The sequence below is a fragment of the Candidatus Bathyarchaeia archaeon genome, from assembly GCA_041447175.1.
Taxonomy (GTDB): domain Archaea; phylum Thermoproteota; class Bathyarchaeia; order Bathyarchaeales; family Bathycorpusculaceae; genus JADGNF01.
On the sequence record CP166960.1, the window covers coordinates 1,223,436 to 1,245,746 of the forward strand.

Consider the following 22,311-nt stretch of genomic DNA (forward strand, 5'->3'; position numbering starts at 1 on the left):
CTGAGAGGGCGCACGTTTAGGCTTGGATTCGGTCTTCTGTTGGGGTTTTTCTTCTTGGACGGCTTGCGGCTTTTTTCTTGCGCGGGGTTGTTTCTCCAGTTACTTTGCCTCCAGTTTTTGTCGATTCTCAAAAATGTCGTTCCAAGGTTCCTCTTTGAGGCTTGGGACACTGTGAATATTGAACGTTGAGGGCTTTAACTTTTTCTTCAACGCCGCCCACGCGATTGGGGTGGATGCGGACGCGTCGGGGGTTGCGCGGAGGCTGTAGGGGCAAGCCATTGTTCTGCCGTGGCTGTTTTGCATGTAATCCACAAATACCTTGTTGGGCGTTTTGGTGTCCTTAAACTCGGAAACTACCTTGTTGTTTTCCTTCATAAGCTGGATGCCAACGGTGTGGACAAAGGCGCGGGTGTGCTTGAAAGTATATCGCCGCACGAGGGGAACCAGAATGTGCAGTCCTTTCTTGCCCGACGTCTTCACATAACCCGTCAGCCCCAATGCGTCCAACTTTTCTTTAATCAGAAGCGCCACTTCCACCGCAGCCTCAAACGTGGCTGGTGGCTCGGGGTCAACGTCAAAGAAGGCGAAGTCGGGGGTTTCGCGTTTGGGCACGGCTGAGAGGGGCATGTGGATTTCGACGGCAGCCAAGTTTGCCAACCAAAGCAGCGTGTCGAGGTCGTTGCATAGGACGTAGTTGACGTCGTGTTTGGCTGAGGGGGAGTATATTGTGGTGGTTTGAACCCAGTTTGGGGTGCCTTCGGGCGCGTTTTTGGCGTAGAACCCCTCTTTGTCTACGCCCTCAGGGTAACGGGTGAGCACGAGGGGGCGGTCTTTGAGGAAAGGCAGCATCTTGGGCGCAACTTTGATTATGTACTCAATGAATTGGGCTTTTGTGATTTTCTGCTGTGGAAACAGGATTTTGTCAAGGTTGCTGAAGCTGACCTTAGTAAGTTTCTCCATTTTGTACGCCTAAAAGATTATCTTTAAAGAAAGAGGCTTAAGGTGAGATTTAAAATTCACCGCATAGTCCCAACTCTACTGTGGGAAAAATATGAACTCACGTGGCTGGTTTGAGTTTCCAGCCTGTGCTTTCGATGGCTTCTTTGATGTTTTTGAGGGCTTCTTCCTTAGTTTTACCCGTGCAGGACAGGGGAACTTCTACGCAGTACGCGGTGAAGGTGCCTTCAGGGTGGGTTTTTAGGAGGACAGTGAATTTTTGAGGCTTCTCAGAGGACATGATAACCTTGTAGAGACCGTGTAGAAATATGAAGGTATCCATGAAAAAACTGAAAAACGAACCTATTTGCCGCCTATTAGCATCCAATTAGCAATTGTATGCAGAACCTATAGAGGGGAGGGTCCTGCCACAAGTGGGAACGAACAGTTTAAGTCCGTCTGCCCAATTGTTTCTGCGAGGAAACCCCCGTGCGTGAACTGGTCTTTGTGGGCTTAGGATTAAACAGCGAAAAAGGCATTACCCTGCAAGGCGTAGAAGAAGCCAAAACCGCAGATGCCGTCTTTGCTGAGTTGTACACGAGTTTGCTGCCTGACTTTTCCATGGAAAATCTTGAAAGTCTTGTGGGCAAAGAAGTCAAGGTGCTTTCACGGCGCGATTTGGAGGATGAGAACGGCAAGCTGCTCTTCGAAGCTGCAGAGGTGGGTAAAGTGGTTTTTTTGGTTCCCGGTGACCCCTTCATCGCCACCACCCATGTGACGTTGCGGGTTGAAGCTGCCAAACGCCAAGTGTCCACCCGCGTGGTTCATGGGGCAAGCATAATCAGCGCCATCATCGGTGTTTCAGGCTTGCACAATTACAAGTTCGGCAAAACCGTCACCATCCCCTTCCCCGAAAACTTTAGCGAAACCCCCTACAACGTCATCGCCCAAAACAAGCAGTTGGGTATGCACACGCTTTGCCTGCTAGATTTGAATGCCGTCGAAAAACGTTTCATGACCATCCAAGAAGCTCTTAGTCTGCTGCAAGGCATCGAGCAGAAACGCAAGCAGGGCATTGTTACCGAGGATACGTTGGCTGTTGGGCTTGCCAGGGCAGGAAGCAGCCAACCCACGCTTAAGGCGGACTTGGTCAGCGAACTTGTTAAGTACGATTTTGGGCAGCCACCCATGACCCTAATTTTTCCAGGACAAATGCATTTCTCTGAAGCAGATGCGTTGATTGCGTTTGCGGGTGCACCGCAGAAAATTCGGAGCCTAACCCCATGAACACCGATGCTCAGGCGCTTTCAGGAAAATACATTGCAGCCATGGAAAAAGTCGTCAAGGATATGACCCGCCAAAAAGGCGCGCTCAACATAAGCGAGGCATGTGTTGACGAGATTCTTGGTTACGTTGACGCGTACTTGCAGGATGCTAAGTATTTTTGGAGCCAAAAACAGTTTGAAACCAGCTTAACCTCCATTGCGTACTGTGAGGGAATCCTTGATGCGCTCAAACTCATCGGCGCAGTCACCGTTTCCACTGAAACAGTCCAAAAGTCCGCGGAAACGGAATAACCAAATTTTTATCCCAGCAAGCCAAATATGAAGGCAATGCCAAACTCAAAGGAGAAACCAACGGTCGTTTTGGCTTCAGGAGTCTTCGACCTGCTACATTTGGGACACGTAAAGTTCTTGGAAGAAGCAAAAGCCGCAGGCGGAAAAAACGCCCAGCTCATCGTCATCATCGCCCGTGACAGCACCGTGGAGAAAACCAAAGGCAGAAAACCCATCATGCCCGAAAACCAACGCCGCGCATTGGTGGAGTCGCTTAAGGTGGTGGATGAGGCGGTTTTGGGCGTGGAAGGGTTAGGCATTGACGATGTAGTCAAAACTGTGAAACCCGATATAATCGCTTTGGGCTACGACCAGAAAGAAATGGAACGCCAAGTTAAACAGTACGTCCAGAAAAACCAGTTAAGCGTGAAGGTAGTACGGGTTGGAAAATTTGAAGCTGAAGAGCTTGACAGCAGCTCCAAAATCCGCAAAAAAATAGTTGAGAAATACACATGATATACGAGCCAGTGACCAGCAGCCAAAAATTCAAAATCACCTTCGTACTCATCGCCCTAAACGTGGGTATGTACATTTACACGTCGGTTGCGGGGGGAAATTTTCTGGTCACAAGCGACCTCATGGTTTGGCAGTGGGGACAAGTCAACGGCTTAATACTGATTTATGGTTGGTGGTGGCAACTGTTTACCTCAATGTTTGTCCACGCAACCATCATTCACCTTGTGGGCAACATGTTTTTCCTGCTCATATTCGGGTTAAGAGCCGAAGAAATGTTCTCCTTACCCGAATACTTAGCCATTTACATTCTCGGCGGATTAGTCGGAAACCTACTTTCACTACCTCTGGGACTGGATTTTGTTTCAGTGGGCGCTTCAGGAGCCATCTTTGCCTTGTTTGGAGCATGCGTCATCTACGCCAGACGCAGCATTGGGCAATCCATTTTCGGCGCGTTAATCTTCGCCTTTTTCCTGCTGATAATCAGTTCAGGAGGAGAAAACGTCAACTACTTCGCCCACATCGGCGGATTAGTCGCAGGACTAATACTGGGCTACGTGTTTGCAAGGAAACGCAAACCCCAAGAAGTAATTTACCGCACCAGCTACTCGTACATGGCGCCGTTTTAAGCGGCTGGTTACGGAACTATCATTACTTCGACCTTAACTTTGTTTCCGTCTTTGAGGTTTAGTTGCTTACGCAGGCAAACGGGCGCGATAATTTCCAGAACCGAAACATCATAATGGCTACGCAGAGCTGTTATCAAGGCACCTTTAATTTTGTTATCAATTAAGACAGGGTAACACCGCACTAAGCCAAACGTGCGGTTCTCATTTTTAAAGCCCTCAACCTCCAAAGCGGGATACGCCGCCAGTTCCGTGCGGGCTTTAATGTCGTAATCTGTTTCAAGCCGCAGATTCAACGTTCCCGGAAAGGGCTTAAACCCCAACTTCTCGATAAACTGTTTAAGGTAAGTCTCTTTCCCAATGTAGTATGCGCCTTCCCCAAGACCAGTAAATACGGTGCCTTCCAGAGTTACGCTTGGCGGATAAGCAGCCTCCATCAAGAACTTTAAATTTGAATAAAGTTTCTGAAGTTCTCCAAGACCAGCTGGACCAATCTTTATGAGGCACCCATCATGAGTTATGTCGCGTTGTATCCAACCTTTTCGTTCCAAATCAATCAGGTACCGTGAAGCCGTCTGCTGGCTGGCACCCAGTTTTTCAGCTAAGTATTCGGTGCTGATTTTGGCAGTTCGTTTATGGGCACCCATCTCAGCCAGTTTTAGGAGCGTGAAGAGTTGCCGCCATTCTTGTACGTCAGTCATGACAATCCGCGATTTAAACTAGTATAATGTAATAGGTTCAAATGTTTTATATTTAAACAACTCTAAACGCGTAACCAGAAAACAACAAATCTCTCAACAAAAAAGCCTAACCCATGTTCTAAAAGCAAAATGAATGAGGATAACATGAAAACAGAGAACCAAACCGCTTCTGCATTTCTTTTCGACCAAATAAGCAACTACTGGACAGAAATAGCCCAAGCCAACCACACCGAAAAACAACTCTGCTTCGTCAAAAACAACATTCCACCACAAGGCTACGTTTTGGATTTGTGCTGTGGCAGTGGCAGACACACCCTTGCACTGGCCCAAACGGGATACGCCATGGTCGGGATTGACTTCTCGTTCCGTCTGTTAAGGATTGCAAAACAGAAGGCAGCCCAAACAGGAATCCACGTGACACTTGTGAGGGCAGACATGCGGTTTTTGCCCTTTACGCCAGAAACGTTTGCATCGGTGGTTAGTTTGGATGCCAGCTTTGGATATTTGCCCTCAGAAAAGCAGGATTTACAAAGCTTAAACGAGGCTTCCAGAGTCCTTGAGCACGAGGGGGTTTTGTTGCTGGACGTTTTCAACCGTGAACGCCTCATGAAACGCTACAGGAAAAGGTTCAGAGTAGACCTGAGTTTGTTTTACAGATTGTTACCGAAGCTCCCTCGGCTTGCGGTCCTGTTGAGGTGGAAAGAGTACCCTAGTTTTTACTTGAGGCAAACTCACAAAGTCACACGTGATGGGGGAAAACTGCTGGAAATGTGGGTTATTTTGGACAAAAAAACCAAAAATATCTACCTTGCTTCCCATGTTACGCGATTGTATGAGCCGCCGCAGTTGAGGGTGATGCTGGAAAAGGCAGGCATACGGGTATGCCGTGTGTTGGGTAACTATGACATGCAAGAATACCAGAAGGACTCTAAACGATTAATCTTCGTTGCACAAAAATGAACGGGTAATGTTGCAATTTTCAAAAAGGGTGAACAGAAAGGGGTTCTGCAGAAATGTTAAATAAATAATTCCACCGATATTTAATTAGGGAAGTTTTGGAGGTTTAAAAATGAAACTCCAAAAACAAAAAACCGTAATTGCTGCAAATTTTTTGATTCTGATGCTCATAGCAACAACGCTTTTGGTATATGTACCCAGCACTCAAGCCCAGCAAGAACTGCCCACGTATGCTTTTCTCGCTGTCTCCCCTAACCCAGTAGGAATCAACCAAGAAGTACTGGTCACCATGTGGCTAAACGTGGTGCCCTTAACGGCTGGAGGCGCAGGTGGAGACCGATGGCAAGACATGACCTGCACGATAACAAAACCTGATGGAAGCAACGAAACCATGGGACCCTTCACCTCAGACCCAGTCGGACTTCAATACTTCTTGTATACCCCAGACCAACTCGGCAGCTACTTCTTCCAGTGGAGCTTCCCAGGACAACACATAACAGGTACTGACCGATTCGGCAACCCTGTTGACGCCACCTACAGCGGAAGCACAAGCCCAGAAGTAGAACTCGTAGTTCAGCAAGAGGCTATTGAACCATACCCAGACTGGCCTTTGCCTGAAGACTACTGGGAACGTCCAATAGATGCGGAAAACAGAGACTGGTGGACAATCTCGGGTAACTGGTACAGCACTTCGGGTTCATCCCGCATCGGCGTGGGTGACTACGACTGCAAAGGAAGATTCAACCCCTACACGACAGCACCAAACACAGCCCACATCTTATGGACCAGAGAGATATACTTTGGAGGACTCATAGGCGGCGAATTTCTCACCAACCAGTACAACGAGGGACAAACATACGAGCCCAAATTCGGGCCCCCAGTGATTATCCAAGGACGCCTGTACTATAATGATGCGAATTCACCCCGATACGGATTCTACTGTGTCGACCTGCGAACCGGAGAGGAACTTTGGTATGAGAATGACACCAGTGTGGATTCAATGCATCAAAACATTTTCAATGTGAGATGGTACAACGCCATAACAATGGGACAAGTCTACAGCTACGAGTCCCCGAACCAACACGGAGGATTCGCGTATCTCTGGGAAATGACGGGCCCACCACAAAACATGTACTACATGTATGATGCCTTCTCTGGAGAACTCATACTAAGCATGACTAACGCGTCCACAGGAACAAGCGTGTTTACTCCAAATGGCGACCTTCTCATCTACATGCTTGACGGCACAAACAACTGGTTAGCCATGTGGAACTCAAGCAAAGCCATTCCACCGGCGGGACCAAACAGCACAGACGCATGGCAATGGCGACCTGACAACCAACAAGTGCTGGACTGGAACGACGGCATTGAATGGAACGTAACCACCCCAGATGTACCTGGCGTGCAAGCACTTGCGAAAATTGATTCGTATGACGGAACAATACTTGCCACCACTGGAAGCACATTCTTGCCTACACCTTCACAGATAGAAGTCGGCTACAATGCATCAACGGGTGAAGAAATGTTCAGGCAAAACCGCACCCTAATTCCTGGAGCTACAGCATACGGTGTTCAGGGACCCATGGCGGAAGGAGTTTACACTGAGTTCATCAAAGAAGAACTTACATGGTACGGCTACAACTCCACAACTGGAGAGCAACTTTGGGGTCCAACGGAATCCTACAACAACTCGTGGGGAATGTATTCAGGAGGGCAATCTGGAGGAACACATAACATCGCCTACGGGAAACTTTACGCTACTGCATATGACGGAATGGTTCACTGCTACGACCTGTACACAGGCGACCACCTGTGGGATTACTCGTCGGGAAACAGCGGATTGGAAACGCCTTATGGCACTTACCCCTTTTCGAGCGTCGGGTTTAGCGTGGCAGACGAAAAACTCTACGTATGCACAGGAGAGCACAGTCCAACTAAACCCATGTGGAGAGGAGAAAAACTACACTGCGTAAACGCAGAAACGGGCGAAGGAATATGGAGCATCCTTGGATGGTTCCAAGCCCCCGTTATTGCAGACGGCTATTTGGTGTCGCTCAACGGAGCCGACAACCGGCTTTACTGTTTCGGTAAAGGAAAAACCGAGACCACCGTTTCAGTTTCAACCGCACAAGCAGCAGTGAATGAAGGCATAGGCATAACCGGAACCGTGATGGATATGTCACCGGCACAGGCAGGCACACCTGCAATCGCGGATGAATACATGACGGAATGGATGGAGTACCAAAACATGCAAAAACCCTGCCCCATGGATGCCGCGGGCGTCCCAGTTAAGCTACAGGCAACCCGTTCAGACGGCTCAATAACGGATATAGGCACCACAACCAGCGACGCCAACGGAGTATTCCGCTATGCGTGGGTTCCGCCAGAACAAGACATCTATGAGATAGTGGCTACATTTGAGGGTTCAGATTCGTACTGGCGGTCGTTTGGAACCACAACCGTGACAGTTGGTGCAGGCGCAGGCGCAGAAGCCACTGCATCAGCCTCACCCACATCCGCTTCACCAACAGCATCGGCTACGCATGCTCCCTCCCCAGGCGCGGATGCCACTTCATGGATTTACATAGCCGCGGCGGTGATTGTTGTGGTAATAGTCATTGTTATCGCAGCGGTAATGCTTCGAAGACGCTAAACAGGCTCTACAACGCAACCACATTTTCCCTTTTTTCCTCTACACAAAAGAAACAAAAACCGTTGGACCAGATTTTTAAAAATGGAGGTTCTTGCCCCCAAAAGGAACCTCGATTAAGCTGAAGATTCAAGTAAAGATTTTAAGACAGCACACAATAGAAAAGGTGCAAAACGGTGCCGAGGTGGCAGAGTGGTTAACGCGCGGGCCTTGAGAGCCCGTGGACCTTGCGGTCCGCAGGGGTTCGAATCCCTTCCTCGGCGCCACACCAACTTTTCATTGACGCAGAGGGTCAGTGCTCTACTAAGAGGTTTTTGGCTGAGGTTTCTGGTGGATATTGTTAGCGTTTTCTACTAGTCCGGGTGTAGAGAAAAACGCCGATGAAAATGAAAACCACGATAACCGCGCCAATCACAGCGTATGTGTAAGTGCTTGGAAATGCAACTGTCCCAGATGGTTCAGTAGGTGTTTTGGTCACTGAGGCTGTTGGGATAAGGCTGGATTGGTCTTCGGATAGCTGAATAGGCAAAGGCTCAATACGATAAATACCCCAACCGTAAGGAAACTCGTACAGCTTTACGACCTCGCTCTCAGGGCTGACTTCAACCAGCACCGCCCCCGTGGCATTCACCAAAAAAGGCTCTGACTCCGCAAACTGATGGTCAGGGGTCCCGAACACACCGATGCGGTTTCCGTTTGGCAAACGTGCAGCTTCACCCCAATAGGGACTGTAGAGCTCTGGCGGAGCAGTCCAGCTCCAACTTACTTCAGCTGTCATGTCTTGTTCGTTCACGGTGATTTCTTGCATTGCACTGCGTCCATTGTCAAAGTCAGTGGTGTTCCCAAAATCGTTGTTAAACATGATGAAAACGTTTGGTTCCACTTGCATTACGTCGTGGCATCCAAACCAAAGGCTCTCCACGGGGTTTCCTTGGTCATCCAGCAAGGTGAAGTCGCCAAATTGTCCGCATGACCAGATTAAGTCGCCGCTGGTTTGGTTGATTTTGTAGAAGGTGTTGGTGTGGCGGCAGTTGAAGTAAATTATGCTTTCGTTGTAGAGCCACTGTACAGAGTTTGCGTGGGTGAAGTCAACAACGAGTTGGTCATCATCATATGTTGTGATGTTGTATATGCTTTGCTGGCTAAGAGGGATATGGTCGTAGGTGTCCCAGCTCCAAAGTTCCTCACCCAACGAGTTGTACTCAACTATTCTGTCGAACAGGTAGTTGGTTCCGTTGACTTCCCGCACATAATTATCCATGGTAAGAACCGTATCAGTTGAGGGATTGTAGTCGACGTCATGGTGACCCGCCACTTCATCAAAGTCCGTTTTTTCACCTGAAGAGAAATTCCAGAAGTGTATGTATGAGCCGCCTTCGCCTTGATATAGGAGCGTGTAGGGTTCAACGTAGGCAACTTCGCCTAGGTAGCTTGAGCCGTACCATTCGCGGAGATGAAGAAGGTTAGCTTGTGAATCCATCACTACCAGATAGCTTGCGACCGAGAGGTTGATGTTTGCGGGGTCATACTGGTACAGTCCAAAGGCGAAGTCGCCTTCCCATGATTCGCCGAAATTGGTTATGCGACAGGGTATGGTGAAGCTGGGGAGGGGTTCAGTGAAGATTAAGGGTATCGCGGAAAATAGGAGAAGCCCGATTAAAGCGGACACAAAAACTGCGGTGATTGGTTTTTTTGACCGCGAAGAAGGGCGGAAACAAATGTTCACGAGAATACGTCCTTATGCTATATTTTTAGGTATCCAATGTTGCTGATGTAACAATGCAGGTTGAATCTCTTTCAAGAACGTGGATACCTAGTTGGGAATACCATTGCTTCCTAAAAAAAGATTCTGTTCTGCTCAAATGCTTAGCCTAGCTCAAAGGAGGTTACTCCATAGATCTTATTCAAAGGCAAGGAGGGCGCCTTCTTTGTGTACATGCGTACCGTGCTAAAAACGGGCTCCATCCGATACGACTTCGCAAGCTGAACTGCGGCGGCGTTTGGTTCAGGCACATCCAAAAACACCGTCTTGCCCTTCGCCATCGCCGACAACTCACAAAAAAGGGCATGCGCCACGTTTAAGTCAGCAGCAAACAAGGGACCAATTTTGTAACCAACCACGCATTTACGGATTACGCCATAACCAGAAATGGTGCCTGACTCCTTTTCGCGAACCAAAAGAGCGGTTGCATCGCTTTGGAATAGCCAGCAGTTAAGGAAATTGTTGCGTAGGGCAGGAAAGAATTCGGCATCAAAAGCAGCAACTTCAGCAAAATCCGCTTTGTGAATCGGCGCGCAACGGTTCAATGACGAAGCATCGTTTATGATGCCGGCGTAGCGTGTGTTTTTGTGAGCAAACCTAAAGCCCTCTCGCGCGTATTTTTCCTGCATCGACAAGACGCCGTCTAAGCCTAGGTTAAGGTTACCGTAAATGCCCGCTACAAAACGCTGAATTGTGGAGCCCACACCCATTCCGCGGTACGCAGGGTTCACGATAAGAAGCCCTTCAAAAGCAAAATCCTCCGAGTACTTCACTACCGAAACGGTTCCCACGATTTCTCCTGCAAGTTTTGCAGCGTAAAAGCCGTTTGGGTCAGCCTGATAGAAGCATTGGGCGTCGTGGATGCCTGGGTTCCAGCCTTCTTTTTGTGCCCAAACTATGGCGGTTTGTACTTCACTCTCTTTCATGCGTTCAATTGTGAGGTTTGGGTGTTGGTGGGCGCTTTGGTTCATAACTGAAAGGGTAGGTTGTCGGCAATAAAATGATTTACTTAATCTGATTGAAAAAAGAAAAAGGTGGTTCCCAAAAAAGAAATTATGGGAGGAAGGGGAATTGGTTGACGGCGTGCTGGATTGGGTCAAGCACTATTGAGGGGAACAGACCCAAGATGATTATGGCACCGACAAGGATGAATATCGGAATCAACAGCTTGACGGGTTCTTTGATTCGTCCTTCATCAGCAGGTTCCTTGGCGTACATGACGTTGATTAAGCGGAACAGGTAAGCTGTTTGCAGTACACTCATCAGCACACCAATCACAGCTAGCCATGTGAAGTTGGCTTCAATTGCGGAGGTGAACACTAGATACTTTGCTATGAAGCCACCCAGAGGAGGAACACCAGCAAAAGATAGCGCCGCAATCAGCAAGGCAAAGCTTGCATACGGCATTCTTCTGCCTATGCCGGCAAAGTCCTGGAGGGTCTTAAAGCCATAGTGGTTCATTACACCTACAGTCATGAAACTCAGCGCTGTAGTGATTCCGCCGATGAGGAAGAAGTACAAGTTCCCCTGCAATCCAAGAGTCAAAACGCCTGCCGCGCCAGGGACTACACTGGTCATGGCAACCAAGTTGTATCCGACGTCGGCAACACAGATGTTTCCGATGAGCATTTTGACGTTGTTTTGGATTAGCGCGAACATGTTGCCTACAATCATGGTGAATGCCGCCATGAAGGCAAGCATCAGACGCCAGTCGAGAACCGCGGTGGGCGTTAAGATGAATATCAGCACTCGGATCAGCACGTAGTAGCTGCCTTGGTCAACGAGCGCGGAGAGGAAAGCCGATGAAGAGGAAGGCGCGGCGTTGTATGCGTCTGGAAGCCAGAAGTGGAAGGGCACGATTGCTGCTTCAATTGCGTAGCCAGCAGCTATGAAGATAAAGGCAAGTATCAAGAGGGATTTGTCAGCCAGCACTTCTAAGGCGGCTTTAACTGCCCAAAAGTTCAGGGTTCCAGTGATTCCGTAAACCAGAGATATGCCAAAAACAATGAACGCCGAGGCGATAACAATCATGACGATGTATTTGAGGGTGGCGTTGAGGCTGTTGCGGTTCTTTTTGTAAAGCATCAGAAAGCTTGAGCCTGCGGCTGCGGCTTCCCAGAAGATGAACAGCGTCAGTAAGTCGCCAGCGCAGACTGCGCCAATTAGAGCGGCGACCAGGAGAAGCATTATGGCAAAATATCGTTCTGAAGGTCTCTTGGCGGGGTCTATATAGAAGACGCTGTAGAGGATAACCACTGCGCTTACGGCGACCATGATTATGGTCATGTAGATGGATATGCCGTCAATCATGAAGGTACTTGCAAGTGATGACGACGCTGATGTAGTGTTTGCCAAGGGTATGTTGACAAAAGATTGGTCCAGAGGGATCTTGTAATATTCTAATGCGAGATTCGCTACTGCAGCAAACGCTACCGAGAAGACTAGCCCGAACCAGACTAGGGTTAACGCGGATACATGATTAGTTTTTCGAATAAGCCTAAAAGCAGGGATTGTTAGGAGTGCAAAGGCAACAAGGGTCACGATAGGAAAGGCGACGTCGAAGACGCTGACCATGATAGTTCACATCTTAAATTAATGCTACACCTTTAATCAGGTTTATAAAGAATGCGGGGTAGACGCCAAGAACTATCACGAAAGCCACCAAGATTATCATAGCCAACTTCATCGAGTTAGGTACATCCCTGATTTTCTTTGCCGCTGAAGTAAAGCCGTTTTCTGTCTTTGAGCGCCCAAGGAAAACTTTGTTTACGAACCGCAGAGAATATGCAAGGGAAAGAACTGTTGCGAGGAGCATGAAGACGGTTGGGATTGTGTAAAAGCCGTCTGTGCTGATGATTTCGAATGCGCCTACAAATATGAAGAATTCGCTCCAGAAGCAGGCGAAGGGTGGTGAACCTGCGATGCTTAAGGCTGCAATAATTGATGAGGCACCTGTAAAGGGCATTTTACTTGCAAGACCACCCATTTTTCGTATGTCACGTTCTTCGGTTTGATGCATGACTGAACCTGCAGAGAGGAAGAAGAGTCCTTTGCTTACTGCATGGTTTAGGATGTGAAGCACGGTGCCTAGAACTGCGACGCTGGCTACAACGATGCCTGTTAGGGTTACTGCTGCTTGTGTTGTTGAACCTGCTGCCTGCGTCAAGCTTAATGCTATTGCAGGCGGGAACAGAGAAAGCCCAAACATAACGTAGCCCATGTGGGCGATGCTGGAGTAAGCGATTATCCGTTTTATGTCGGTTTCTACGACAGCTATGAAGGCGCCAAAGAAGGCGGTGATAACACCAAAGATAGCCAAGCCATGGAGGAACGACGTGATAAACGCGGCATCATTTAGGTAAATGCCAGGTAATACAGTACATAGAGACAAACGTAGGATGGCGTAGGCGCCTGCGCTAATGATGACTCCGCTGAGAAGAGCAGACATGGTTGCGGGTGCTTCAGAGTGAGCGTCAGGAAGCCACATGTGCACTGGCACAACAGCCATTTTAACGGCGAACCCAGCGGTCAACGCCAGCAGAACCCACCGTGCCATTTCAAGGTATTCAGGGTTGAGAAGAGCGGTTTGGACGGCGAACATGTCGCTTTGTCCAGTGGTTATGAAGAGGGCGCCAATGCCCAGCAGCACGAAGACGGCGCCTGCATGGGTAAATATGAAGAGTTTGAAGGCTGCTCGGTAGCTGTCACGGTAGCCCCAGCCGCCGATGATGAAGTAAGCGGGAACCAACATAAGCTCCCAACAGAAGTAGAAAAGGAGAAGGTTTGAGGTGATGAAAACGCCAACTAAGCCGACGGATAGCAGTGAAAGTAGGCTGTAGTAAACGGGGAGGTTTTTCTTGCCTTCCAGGTATTTTATGCTGAAAATTGCGACAGCAACTATCAAGACAAGCGTGATTATTGCAATGGAGGCGCTTATGCCGTCTAAGAAAAGGCTGAAGTGCGCGTTTAAAACGGGAATCCAAGAGTAGGATTCGGTGTAAATGGAGTTGGATATGACGGTTGGGACTTCGCTTAGAATTAAACCAATATTGACTAATGCAACTGAGCCGACGATGGTTCCAGCAAGTTTAGGTGATTTTTTTGCAGAAAAATAGACAAAGGGAACAGCTAAAACGGGCAGAAGGAAGACTAACAGTAGGCTGTATGGCATGTTTCTGAAGCACCTATAGCCTCACATATTTGTCGCGAATTCAATATAAAACTATCATAAAAAATCAGCGGGTTAAGGGAAAAGTCAAAGGCAAAACAGGGTACGTTAAATTTAAAACAAAAAAAAGAAGGCAAAGAATTGCCTATTCTTCAACTGAACCCGCTTCAGAGGAAGCCAGCCAGGGCGGTGTTGATGAGGTTTACAAAGAAAGACGGGTAAATCCCCACAACAACCACGAGAACCACAAGAATCACCATGGCCAACTGCATGTACCGGGGCACTTCAAACTTCTTCTTGGGGTTCGCCAGCACTTCCGGATTCTTGGGGGGACCAAGAAACACTTTTGTGGTGAACCGCAATGCGTATGCAAGCGAGAATATGGTGGCAACCAGCATCAGCGCGGTTGGAATTATAAAGAAGGTCCAGCCGCTTTGGATAACTTGGAACGCACCCAGGAAGATGAAGAATTCACTTATGAAGCACGCAAACGGTGGGGCACCAGCAAGGCTTAGCGCGGCGATGGTTGACGATGTTCCTGTGACGGGCATTTTACCAGCAAGTCCGCCCATGTCGTTGATGTTTCGGATGGTCAGCACATGCATCACAGCCCCTGCTGCGAGGAAGAACAAGCCTTTGCTTAAGCCGTGAGTTATTATGTGCAGTACGGTTCCGGTTAACGCAGTGTTTTGTGCGACGGCTCCAACGGAGGTTGCTGCCAGCGGGATGAGTGAGACGCCAAAGAGGATGTAGCCCATGTGGCTTATGCTTGAGTATGCGATGACCCGTTTGATGTCAGTTTCTGCTAAAGCGACAAACGAGCCAAAGAAGGCGCTTATTACACCCAAGATTGCCAGAACCTGAAGGAAGTCGATTCCGAAGGTGGTTCCTGCTACGGCGGGGAAGAGCATTTCAATGGAGATACGAACGATTGCGTATGCTCCGGCGCTGGTTAAGACTCCGCCTAGAAGCGCGGACATGGGTGCGGGTGCTTCAGCATAGGCGTCGGGGAGCCACATGTGTACAGGGAAGATAGCCATTTTTACAGCAAAGCCAGCAGTGACTGCGATGAGTATCCATCGGACTATGCCTGGGTCAGCGGAGAGAATTTGAGTTGCAACCGTGGAGAAGTCTACGCTGTTGGTGACCATGAAGATTGCGCCTATACCCAACAGTACGAAAACTGCGCCTGCATGGGTGAAAACGAAGAATTTGAAGCTGTTCTTGTAGGAGTCTTTGTAGCCCCAGCCGCCGATGATGAAGTAAGCGGGAACCAACATAAGCTCCCAACAGAAGTAGAAGAACAGCAAGTTAGACGTAATGAAAACGCCAACTAAGCCGACGAACAGCAGAGACAGCAGTGCATAGTAAAGAGGCAAGTTCTTTTTGCCAGCCATGTAGTTAATCGAATATATTGCGGCGGTGAGCATCAAAACCATGGTTATTATCGCCATGGATATGCTGATGCCGTCAACTGACAGCGTAAACTCCGAGTTAAGCACAGGAATCCACGTGTATGATTCGGTGGCGCTGCCTTCGCTAAGTATTGTTGGCACGGTAGTTAGGATTAAGCCTAAGGTGGCAACCGCTACTAAGGAGAGCAGTATGGCTGCGGCTTTGGCGGATTTTTTCCCTGCAAGGTAAATGAAGGGAATCGCTAAAGCTGGAAGCAGCAAAACAGTTAACAGAACAGGAAATGCCATTTTAGAGACCTCCCATAGTAATGATAATCAGTATTACAAGCATTATGAAACCCACAAGCGCCGCAGCCAAATAATGCTGCAAGCTGTTAACAGGGGTTTTGCGGGCTTTTTCGGAAGAACGCACAGTACGGCGGGCGATAATGTCCAGCAGTTTATCCGCTATGGTATCAAGGGTCTTCACTTTTGAGGCGCCCTCCACTGAGCGTCCAGCAATGAGTATGAGCAGTTGGTCAGCGGCAACATCAAAGTACTTGTGAACGCCTCCCGCAAAGCGGACAACAGCGTTAGCAAAGACAACAGGGAACACGTTTAAGACAACAACCTCAAAGCCCTTCACACCTTTGGAGAACACCATGAAAGCTCTAGCAACGACTTTCTCGTAGAATTCGTCGACAAAGTAGCCATGGTTAAGCAGTTTTGCCAATGGATTGCTGGGGCTGCGTATTGTGGCCATTATGGTGGAGTTCTTCCAGTATGTGGCATAAACCAGTAGCCCAGTGGGTATTAGGATTAAGGCGAAGAGTGCTGTTTCCGAGTTTATGAAGGCACCAAGTAGGCTTAAGTCAGCTTCGAGACCTAAGAAGGTTCCCAGCCAAGGCATAACGAAGCCCCAGACAACACAAGCCACAGCAAGAACCACGGCTGGTGCGAGCATAAGCTTGGGGATTTCGTGAACATGGAGCTTCTTAATGTGTTCGGATTCGTTTCCTAAGAAGACCAGACGGATAAATCTTAGGCTGTAGGCGAAGGTTAAGGCGGTTGTTGCGTAAATTAGGATAGTCAGGATGAGTCCGCTTTCTTCGGTTATGCTGGTGATGATTGCGCCTTTGCTGAAGAAAGCCGCAAACGGTGGAAGCCCACTTGTGGTGATAATCATAATTAGAGCTAAGATGAAGGTTATGGGCATATACTTTTTAAGTCCACCCATGAGCCGCATGTCGCGCGTGCCTAATTCGTGGATGATTCCACCTGCCAAGAGGAAACCCAAGCCTTCGAAGAAAGCGTGGCTCATCATGTGGAACAAGCTTGCAAACCAGCCCAAGGAGGCGGCCGCTTGTGCACCCGAGGAGCCTAAAGCTGCCATCATGAAGCCCAACTGGCTTACAGTTGAGTACGCAAGGACACCTTTAATGTCTGGTGTGGATAGAGCCAAAGTTGCCCCAACCAAAGCGGTCAAAACACCTATCCACGCGACAGTGGGCAACCAGAGGGGTTCAAGTACAGAAACCATGGGTGCAGCGATGAGGATGAAGCGTGCGATGAGGTAAATGCCTGCTTTGACCATTGTGGCGGCGTGTAGCAGGGCGCTTACGGAGGTTGGTGCTTCCATGGCGCTGTAGAGCCAAGTGAACAGTGGAAGCTGCGCGGATTTAGCGACTGCCCCACCCAAGACGAGGAAGGCAACAGTGACTAGAGCTTCTGAGGACAATTGACCAGCAGTAATTGCGGTGATTGTGCCGTGGAAACTTAGGGTTCCTAAGCTGGCGTACAGGATGCCGATGGCGCCCAGCAGCATAGCGTCGCCGATGCGGGTCATGATGAATACTTTGTTGCCTGCTTTGACGGATTCGGGGCGGTTATTCCAGAAGCTGATGAGGGCGTAGCTGCACATGCCCACCATTTCCCAGAAGATGAACATTTGCAGAAAGTTGTCGCTGATAACTAAGCCGATCATGGAGCCGATGAAGACGAGCAGATAGAAGTAGTATCGTGTTAGGTTTTCTTCGTGCTTCATGTAACCTAACGAGTAGACTGCGATTATCAAGCCGAAGAAGCCGATAAGACAGGTGAATAAGACGCTTAGGGGGTCAAGGTAGACGCCTGCGTTTATGTTTCCAGGAATCCAGGTTGCGATTAGGTTTATGGTTTCCCCTGAGGAAACGGCGGGTATTAGGGTAAATGCCAAGAAAGCCGTTATCGACGCGATTACGATTACGTAGGCGTTTCGTGCTTTTGCGCTGAAGCGGCCGATTAACGGGACAAAAAGACAAGATATTAATGGAAGAATCCAGACGAGCCAAGATGAAAGGTCCGAGAACTGCATTATGCTTGTGCCTCACTATTTTCTTCTTGTTCAACCTCGACGGGTTGAACGATTTTGCTGATGTCGCTTGTGCCGTATTTTCTGGAGACAATGACCAGTAACGCCAAAATGACGGCGCTGACGGCGGTGTCAGTGGAGAAAGCCAGAATGAGAAAAGCCTGACTTACGCCCAAATTGTTTACGCCAAGCATCACAAAGTTTAGTGTGGCAGCTGTGGCGATTAGCTCAATGGAAACAAAAATTTTCAGTAAATGACGTTTGGTGAGCAAACCGTAAACGCCGATTGCCAGCATGACCAAGGATAAGATGACAAAGTCCATTATTGTTCAACGCTCCGTTTCAAGTTGCGCTTTTTCTTGTTATTTTGATAAAGCACAATAGCGATGCCAGTAGCCACAGTCAGTATAACTAAACCTTGCAGAACAACATCGAAAGCGTTGTAGTTCCATAAGGCATCCCCGAACGAAATGTCGGAGGTGATTGTGCTTGGGGAAGAGATGGAGAAGAAAATCATGGGCAAAGACAGGACTGCGCCCAACACCACAACCCCAAGTGATGTGGATAGTTTAGTTTTTTCAGCCGGTTTTTCGCTGAGCATTTCCCCTGACAAGAACAGAATCGATAGGGTGCCTATGCCTACAGCGAACTGGAAGATAGCCACGAAAACGGCTCCGTTTAAGGCGTAAAGAAGCGCCGTTAGAATGAAGGTCCCCGCCAAAGCGGCAACTGAATAAATTGCTTCATCGAGGAAAATTGCTAAACATGCTGAGATTATTAGTCCTGCACTGACGAGCTCAAGTATCATAGCTATGCCTCAGTTTTGTGATTTGCTTTTGGTTTTATGACCAAAGAAGATTTATCTGTTGTCGCTAGCTCAAAGATGTCCGTGCTTTTGATGGCGTTTCTTGGACAACTTTCAGCACATTGATAACAGAAGACACATCGGTCAAGCATGAACATGGGTCGCTTTTTACCGTCAACTTCCACCATTTCAATGGCTTTTGCAGGGCAGTCTCTGCTGCATAAACCGCAGCTTACACAGAGGTTTATGTCAAAGATTTGTTTGCCCCTGAAGCCTTCAGCGGGTTCACATTTCACGAAGGGATACTTGCCCGTTGCGGGTTTAGTAAATATGCTTGAGAGGACCCGTCGGAACATCGGAGATATTCGCGCTTTAGATTTCTTTGCCATATGTTATCACACCAAGGGATAGACCCAGTACGCTAAGCCAATTGTCAACATAAGAGACAGCACTGAAAGAGGCAACATAATGCGCCAGTTAAGGGTTACAACTTGGTCAATACGTAGCCTCGCAAACAGAACTGTCAAGTACTCAGAGAGTATAACGACGCCGATTACTTTGAGCACAAACCAGAGTGTGCCCCAGAACTCGGGCAGGAACCCAAATGGAACAGGCCCGTTTGCTCCGCCCAGAAACAGCACTGTTATGAGGGCTGCGCCGAAAACGACCTGTACATCGCGTGCAAGCTTTAGGAAAGCCAGTTTGCCGCCGCTGTATTCAGTCTCATGTCCAGCAACAACTTCGCTTTCGGCGTGAGGAACATCAAACGGGTCTTTTTCCAACTCGGCTTGCATGGTGATTATGAACAGGACAAATGCCCATGGAGCCAAAATGGCGAAAGGCAACCATTGTCCAGAAGCTGCAACAATATTGTTTATTGTGAGGCTTTGAGCCAAAAAGGCGGGTGCCAAAGCCAACAAAAACAGAGGGATGTCGTAACCCAAAAACTGGGTTAAAACTCTAGCAGCCCCAATTGAGCTGTAGGGGTTGTTACTTGACCAACCTGCCAAGAAAAGCAGAAAGTTCGCAACGGAAACCAGCGCCATGACAAAAATCAAGTCACCTTCAAAGCTTACGCCGGGAATCACGCTTGCGCCGTCGATGGGTAAGAAGGATATAGCGAAAACCAACACGGACAATGCAAGGATGGGCGCAAATCGGTAAACGTTTCGTTTCGATTCGCAGGGGGTAATGTCTTCTTTTGTGAGCATCTTTATGAAGTCCGCGAGTGGTTGCAGAATTCCGCCGGGTCCAGTGAAACTGGGTCCCATACGGTTCTGCATGCGGGCTTCAATTTTTCGTTCCACCCAATCGCAGAACATTGTGAAGAGTATTATGAATGCAAATCCTGGAAAGACCAGTACTCGGAATATCAGCAGCAGGTAGTCAATCATTGTTTTTCACCGTTTATCTGTCAGTACATGAGAAACATGGGTCTAAGCTTACAAAGTTTGGTGGTACATCAGCCAAAGGTTCACCAACAGCCGTTGTAAGGAATGCGGGTATGTTAGCGAAGGTTGGCGTTCGCACTTTGACGCGTTCAGGCATTGCGGTTCCGTTGCTTTTAACGTAGTAGAAAAGTTCTCCACGCGGAGCTTCCACACGGTTCACAACTTCACCTGGAGGCACAACCCTGGGCACTTTAACTCGAAATGGTCCCGTAGGCAGATGGTCCAAAGCATACTCGATGATTTTTATGCTTTCTTCGACTTCATCCATGCGGACATTCATTCTTGCCCAAGTATCGCCTTCTTTGTAAGTGATTAACTTGAAGGGTATCTCGCCGTAGGCTTCATAGGGCGCATCTTTACGAACATCAATATCGACACCTGAACCGCGGGCAACGGGACCAACCACGCCAAGTTTGAGCGCATCTTCCCGTTTGAGGGTTCCAATATTCTTCATACGCAAACCAATGGAGGGTTCCTCGCGGTATACTTTGGTGTAGAAGGGCAGCCTCTTTCGAAGGTCAGCCAAGGTGGACTTGATTTTGGGTACGTCAGTTTCTTTGAGGTCACGTCGGACTCCGCCTACAGTCATGGCGGAAGACACTACACGGTTGCCAGTGAGTATTTCAGTTATGTCCATTATGGGTTCGCGGTCCCGCCAGAAATAGTGGAACAAAGTTTCATAGCCGATTTCAAGACCAGCGTGCCCCAATGTTAGCAAGTGGCTGTGGAGTCTGTTGAGTTCCAGAATTATTGTGCGAAGGTACTTTCCTCGGGGAGGAACCTCGGTTTTTAGGATTTTTTCCACAGATTCGACAAAGGCGCAGGCGTGGCAACTGTTGCAGATGCCGCAGATTCGTTCTACCAAGTAGACATCCTGAATGTAGGTGCGGAATTCAGAAATCTTTTCCACTCCGCGGTGCACGTAGCCGATGCGTGGTTGAACCGCCTTCACGGTTTCGCCGTCAACAAACACTGCGAACTTTTCGGGCTCCAACAATGCGGGATGTTGGGGACCGATAATTATTTTGACTTGTTTACCTTGTTCAAATTTTTCTTCAGGCGGTGAGGGATTTAGTTTCACTTCGTTTGGGTTGACATCTTTTCGAAGCGGATACACGCCGTCAGGCCAGGTGTCAGGCAGTACAAAGTGCCCTTCAAGGGGGTTGCCTTCAAAAGTAACGCCGATAAGGTCGGTTACTTCGAGTTCGTGGAAAGCGGCGCTTGGTGTGATGTCGGTTACGGTTACAAGTTTGGGGTTTTCTTTGGGAACTTCAACCTGAATAGTTATGAAGGCATTGCTTGTGCGAACGTGATAGAAAACGCCTAGCGCAGCACCTAAATCAATGCCGGTAATGGATGTTACACCCGTTTTTTCGTCCGCATCCATCAGGGCTTTGAACACATCACGGTAACTGCCCTCTTTAGCTTTGATGGCAGCTGTTCCTAAGTAATCAGGGACTATCTCAACAGGTTTACCTTGAAGTTTTGTTTCAAGAATTTTTAAAATGTCTATGTTACTGCTTGGCGTTAGGTTTTACCTCCGTAGTTAATTTGGGTGCCGCTTCCACGGTCTCTTCTTTAGCCGCTTCGGATGCAGCTTCTTCTTTTTGGGGTTCTTCAGCTGCTTTTGGGGCTGGAGGAGCAGCCAATGCGTTTAACAGTTTCACTACGCCGTCGATTATGGCTTCAGGTCGCGGGGGGCAACCTGGAATATAGGCGTTGACTGGAAGAATTTTGTCGACCCCACTTAGAACGCTGTAGGACCCCTGAAAGACACCGCCAGAGCAGGCACAGGCACCGATGGCGACAACAAATTTGGGTTGAGGCATCTGGTCGTAGATGCGTTTTAGCCGTTCTGCACATTGTTTAGTTACAGAACCTGTTACCAGCAAGACATCGGCGTGTCTGGGGGAGGGTTCAAGTTTTATTCCGAAACGTTCCACATCGTATTTGGGTGTTAGCAAAGCGACAATTTCGATGTCGCAGCCGTTACATGCGCCTGAGTTAAAGTGAATAACCCAAGGGGATTTCAGTCGGGACCACATAGCTAAATTAGTCATTATTTTTATCTCCTTCAATTAAGAGTAAACCAGCTCCGAGCATCATGAGCAGGTAGAGGAGAATCATGGGAACGTTGATTCCTGCTTGCATGAAAGCAGCAAATGCCAAGAGCAAAACGGAACTGTCCAAGACGACAAAGTAAATGAGGTACTTGTAAAGGGACACGTTAACTTTGAGGCTGTGATAGGTGACTTTTTCTCCGCAAGCGTAGGCTACGCGTTCGTCGTATGTTTGTGTGGGTTTCGGCGCAGCCCTTCGTCCGAGAAGGTATATGATGGCGGCTGCAGAGAATATTAGTACGAATGCGACGATTGATTCAATAATCATTTATGGTTCTTTCCCCTGTGAAAAGAGTTTCTTGGACAAACTGACCACTTTTCC

General features: G+C 48.4%; 22 protein-coding genes and 1 tRNA gene. 7 read left to right on the plus strand and 16 right to left on the minus strand.

Going from position 1 to position 22,311, the window contains the following annotated elements; all coding sequences use genetic code 11:
- Positions 1 to 99 precede the first annotated feature (99 nt).
- Both ligD and ACBZ72_06455 read right to left on the minus strand, forming a co-directional pair.
- The gene (gene ligD, locus ACBZ72_06450; GenBank protein ID XES78509.1) at positions 100 to 960 is read right to left on the minus strand and encodes a non-homologous end-joining DNA ligase; all 861 of its coding nucleotides are present in this window, start codon (positions 958 to 960) and stop codon (positions 100 to 102) included.
- A gap of 97 nt (positions 961 to 1,057) precedes the next feature.
- Complete coding sequence (locus ACBZ72_06455) at positions 1,058 to 1,279, minus strand: type II toxin-antitoxin system HicB family antitoxin (GenBank protein XES78510.1); 222 nt, start codon at positions 1,277 to 1,279, stop codon at positions 1,058 to 1,060.
- A 146-nt stretch (positions 1,280 to 1,425) separates the two neighbouring features.
- Between ACBZ72_06455 and dph5 the strand changes: the two genes are divergently transcribed.
- From dph5 to ACBZ72_06475, 4 genes are read left to right on the plus strand one after another with little or no spacing between them, the layout of a single operon-like run.
- On the plus strand, positions 1,426 to 2,223 hold the full coding sequence (dph5, locus tag ACBZ72_06460) for a diphthine synthase (GenBank protein ID XES78511.1): 798 nt from the start codon (positions 1,426 to 1,428) through the stop codon (positions 2,221 to 2,223).
- Positions 2,220 to 2,513, plus strand: a complete 294-nt coding sequence (locus ACBZ72_06465; protein ID XES78512.1) for a DUF357 domain-containing protein — start codon at positions 2,220 to 2,222, stop codon at positions 2,511 to 2,513. Before dph5 ends, ACBZ72_06465 begins: the two co-directional genes overlap by 4 nt.
- Positions 2,514 to 2,549: 36 nt before the next feature.
- A complete protein-coding gene (locus ACBZ72_06470; GenBank protein ID XES78513.1) occupies positions 2,550 to 3,008 on the plus strand; it encodes an adenylyltransferase/cytidyltransferase family protein in 459 nt (152 codons plus the stop codon).
- Entirely contained in the window at positions 3,005 to 3,634 is a 630-nt protein-coding gene (locus ACBZ72_06475) for a rhomboid family intramembrane serine protease (GenBank protein XES78514.1), read from the plus strand. The genes ACBZ72_06470 and ACBZ72_06475 overlap by 4 nt, the downstream gene beginning before the upstream one ends.
- 8 nt (positions 3,635 to 3,642) lie before the next feature.
- Here ACBZ72_06475 and ACBZ72_06480 read toward each other — a convergent pair whose 3' ends face one another.
- A complete protein-coding gene (locus tag ACBZ72_06480) occupies positions 3,643 to 4,332 on the minus strand; it encodes a DUF120 domain-containing protein (GenBank protein ID XES78515.1) in 690 nt (229 codons plus the stop codon).
- A 144-nt stretch (positions 4,333 to 4,476) separates the two neighbouring features.
- On the opposite strand from ACBZ72_06480, the gene ACBZ72_06485 reads away from it, so the two are divergent.
- The 3 genes from ACBZ72_06485 to ACBZ72_06495 all read left to right on the plus strand — a co-directional run bounded on the left by ACBZ72_06485 (position 4,477) and on the right by ACBZ72_06495 (position 8,205).
- Positions 4,477 to 5,292, plus strand: a complete 816-nt coding sequence (locus ACBZ72_06485) for a class I SAM-dependent methyltransferase (GenBank protein XES78516.1) — start codon at positions 4,477 to 4,479, stop codon at positions 5,290 to 5,292.
- Positions 5,293 to 5,401: 109 nt separating this feature from the next.
- Positions 5,402 to 7,942: a hypothetical protein gene (locus ACBZ72_06490; protein XES78517.1), complete on the plus strand. Its 2,541-nt coding sequence runs from the start codon at positions 5,402 to 5,404 to the stop codon at positions 7,940 to 7,942.
- Positions 7,943 to 8,117: 175 nt separating this feature from the next.
- A tRNA-Ser gene (locus ACBZ72_06495) sits at positions 8,118 to 8,205 on the plus strand.
- A 74-nt stretch (positions 8,206 to 8,279) separates the two neighbouring features.
- On the opposite strand, the gene ACBZ72_06500 is transcribed toward ACBZ72_06495, so the two are convergent.
- The 13 genes from ACBZ72_06500 to ndhC all read right to left on the minus strand — a co-directional run bounded on the left by ACBZ72_06500 (position 8,280) and on the right by ndhC (position 22,257).
- Complete coding sequence (locus ACBZ72_06500) at positions 8,280 to 9,665, minus strand: aryl-sulfate sulfotransferase (GenBank protein ID XES78518.1); 1,386 nt, start codon at positions 9,663 to 9,665, stop codon at positions 8,280 to 8,282.
- Between the two features lie 140 nt (positions 9,666 to 9,805).
- Positions 9,806 to 10,627 carry a GNAT family N-acetyltransferase gene (locus ACBZ72_06505; protein ID XES78519.1) on the minus strand — a complete coding sequence of 274 codons (822 nt, stop codon included), beginning with the start codon at positions 10,625 to 10,627 and terminating at the stop codon, positions 9,806 to 9,808.
- Between the two features lie 127 nt (positions 10,628 to 10,754).
- The gene (locus ACBZ72_06510; protein ID XES78520.1) at positions 10,755 to 12,275 is read right to left on the minus strand and encodes an NADH-quinone oxidoreductase subunit N; all 1,521 of its coding nucleotides are present in this window, start codon (positions 12,273 to 12,275) and stop codon (positions 10,755 to 10,757) included.
- A 13-nt stretch (positions 12,276 to 12,288) separates the two neighbouring features.
- On the minus strand, positions 12,289 to 13,872 hold the full coding sequence (locus ACBZ72_06515) for a NuoM family protein (protein ID XES78521.1): 1,584 nt from the start codon (positions 13,870 to 13,872) through the stop codon (positions 12,289 to 12,291).
- Positions 13,873 to 14,036: 164 nt separating this feature from the next.
- Complete coding sequence (locus tag ACBZ72_06520; GenBank protein ID XES78522.1) at positions 14,037 to 15,572, minus strand: NuoM family protein; 1,536 nt, start codon at positions 15,570 to 15,572, stop codon at positions 14,037 to 14,039.
- Position 15,573: 1 nt separating this feature from the next.
- Positions 15,574 to 17,616 (minus strand): NADH-quinone oxidoreductase subunit L, encoded by a 2,043-nt coding sequence (locus tag ACBZ72_06525; GenBank protein ID XES78523.1) that lies wholly within the window; start codon positions 17,614 to 17,616, stop codon positions 15,574 to 15,576.
- On the minus strand, positions 17,616 to 17,936 hold the full coding sequence (locus ACBZ72_06530) for an NADH-quinone oxidoreductase subunit NuoK (protein ID XES78524.1): 321 nt from the start codon (positions 17,934 to 17,936) through the stop codon (positions 17,616 to 17,618). The genes ACBZ72_06525 and ACBZ72_06530 overlap by 1 nt, the downstream gene beginning before the upstream one ends.
- Complete coding sequence (locus tag ACBZ72_06535) at positions 17,936 to 18,421, minus strand: NADH-quinone oxidoreductase subunit J (GenBank protein ID XES78525.1); 486 nt, start codon at positions 18,419 to 18,421, stop codon at positions 17,936 to 17,938. The genes ACBZ72_06530 and ACBZ72_06535 overlap by 1 nt, the downstream gene beginning before the upstream one ends.
- Before the next feature lie 2 nt (positions 18,422 to 18,423).
- Positions 18,424 to 18,807: a 4Fe-4S binding protein gene (locus ACBZ72_06540; GenBank protein XES78526.1), complete on the minus strand. Its 384-nt coding sequence runs from the start codon at positions 18,805 to 18,807 to the stop codon at positions 18,424 to 18,426.
- Positions 18,808 to 18,813: 6 nt separating this feature from the next.
- The gene (locus tag ACBZ72_06545; GenBank protein XES78527.1) at positions 18,814 to 19,812 is read right to left on the minus strand and encodes an NADH-quinone oxidoreductase subunit H; all 999 of its coding nucleotides are present in this window, start codon (positions 19,810 to 19,812) and stop codon (positions 18,814 to 18,816) included.
- 13 nt (positions 19,813 to 19,825) lie between these two features.
- Positions 19,826 to 21,382 (minus strand): NADH-quinone oxidoreductase subunit C, encoded by a 1,557-nt coding sequence (locus tag ACBZ72_06550; GenBank protein ID XES78660.1) that lies wholly within the window; start codon positions 21,380 to 21,382, stop codon positions 19,826 to 19,828.
- 1 nt (position 21,383) lies between these two features.
- The gene (locus ACBZ72_06555) at positions 21,384 to 21,929 is read right to left on the minus strand and encodes an NADH-quinone oxidoreductase subunit B family protein (GenBank protein XES78528.1); all 546 of its coding nucleotides are present in this window, start codon (positions 21,927 to 21,929) and stop codon (positions 21,384 to 21,386) included.
- Positions 21,922 to 22,257, minus strand: coding sequence for an NADH-quinone oxidoreductase subunit A (gene ndhC / locus ACBZ72_06560; GenBank protein ID XES78529.1), 336 nt, complete (start codon positions 22,255 to 22,257; stop codon positions 21,922 to 21,924). The genes ACBZ72_06555 and ndhC overlap by 8 nt, the downstream gene beginning before the upstream one ends.
- Positions 22,258 to 22,311 lie beyond the last annotated feature (54 nt).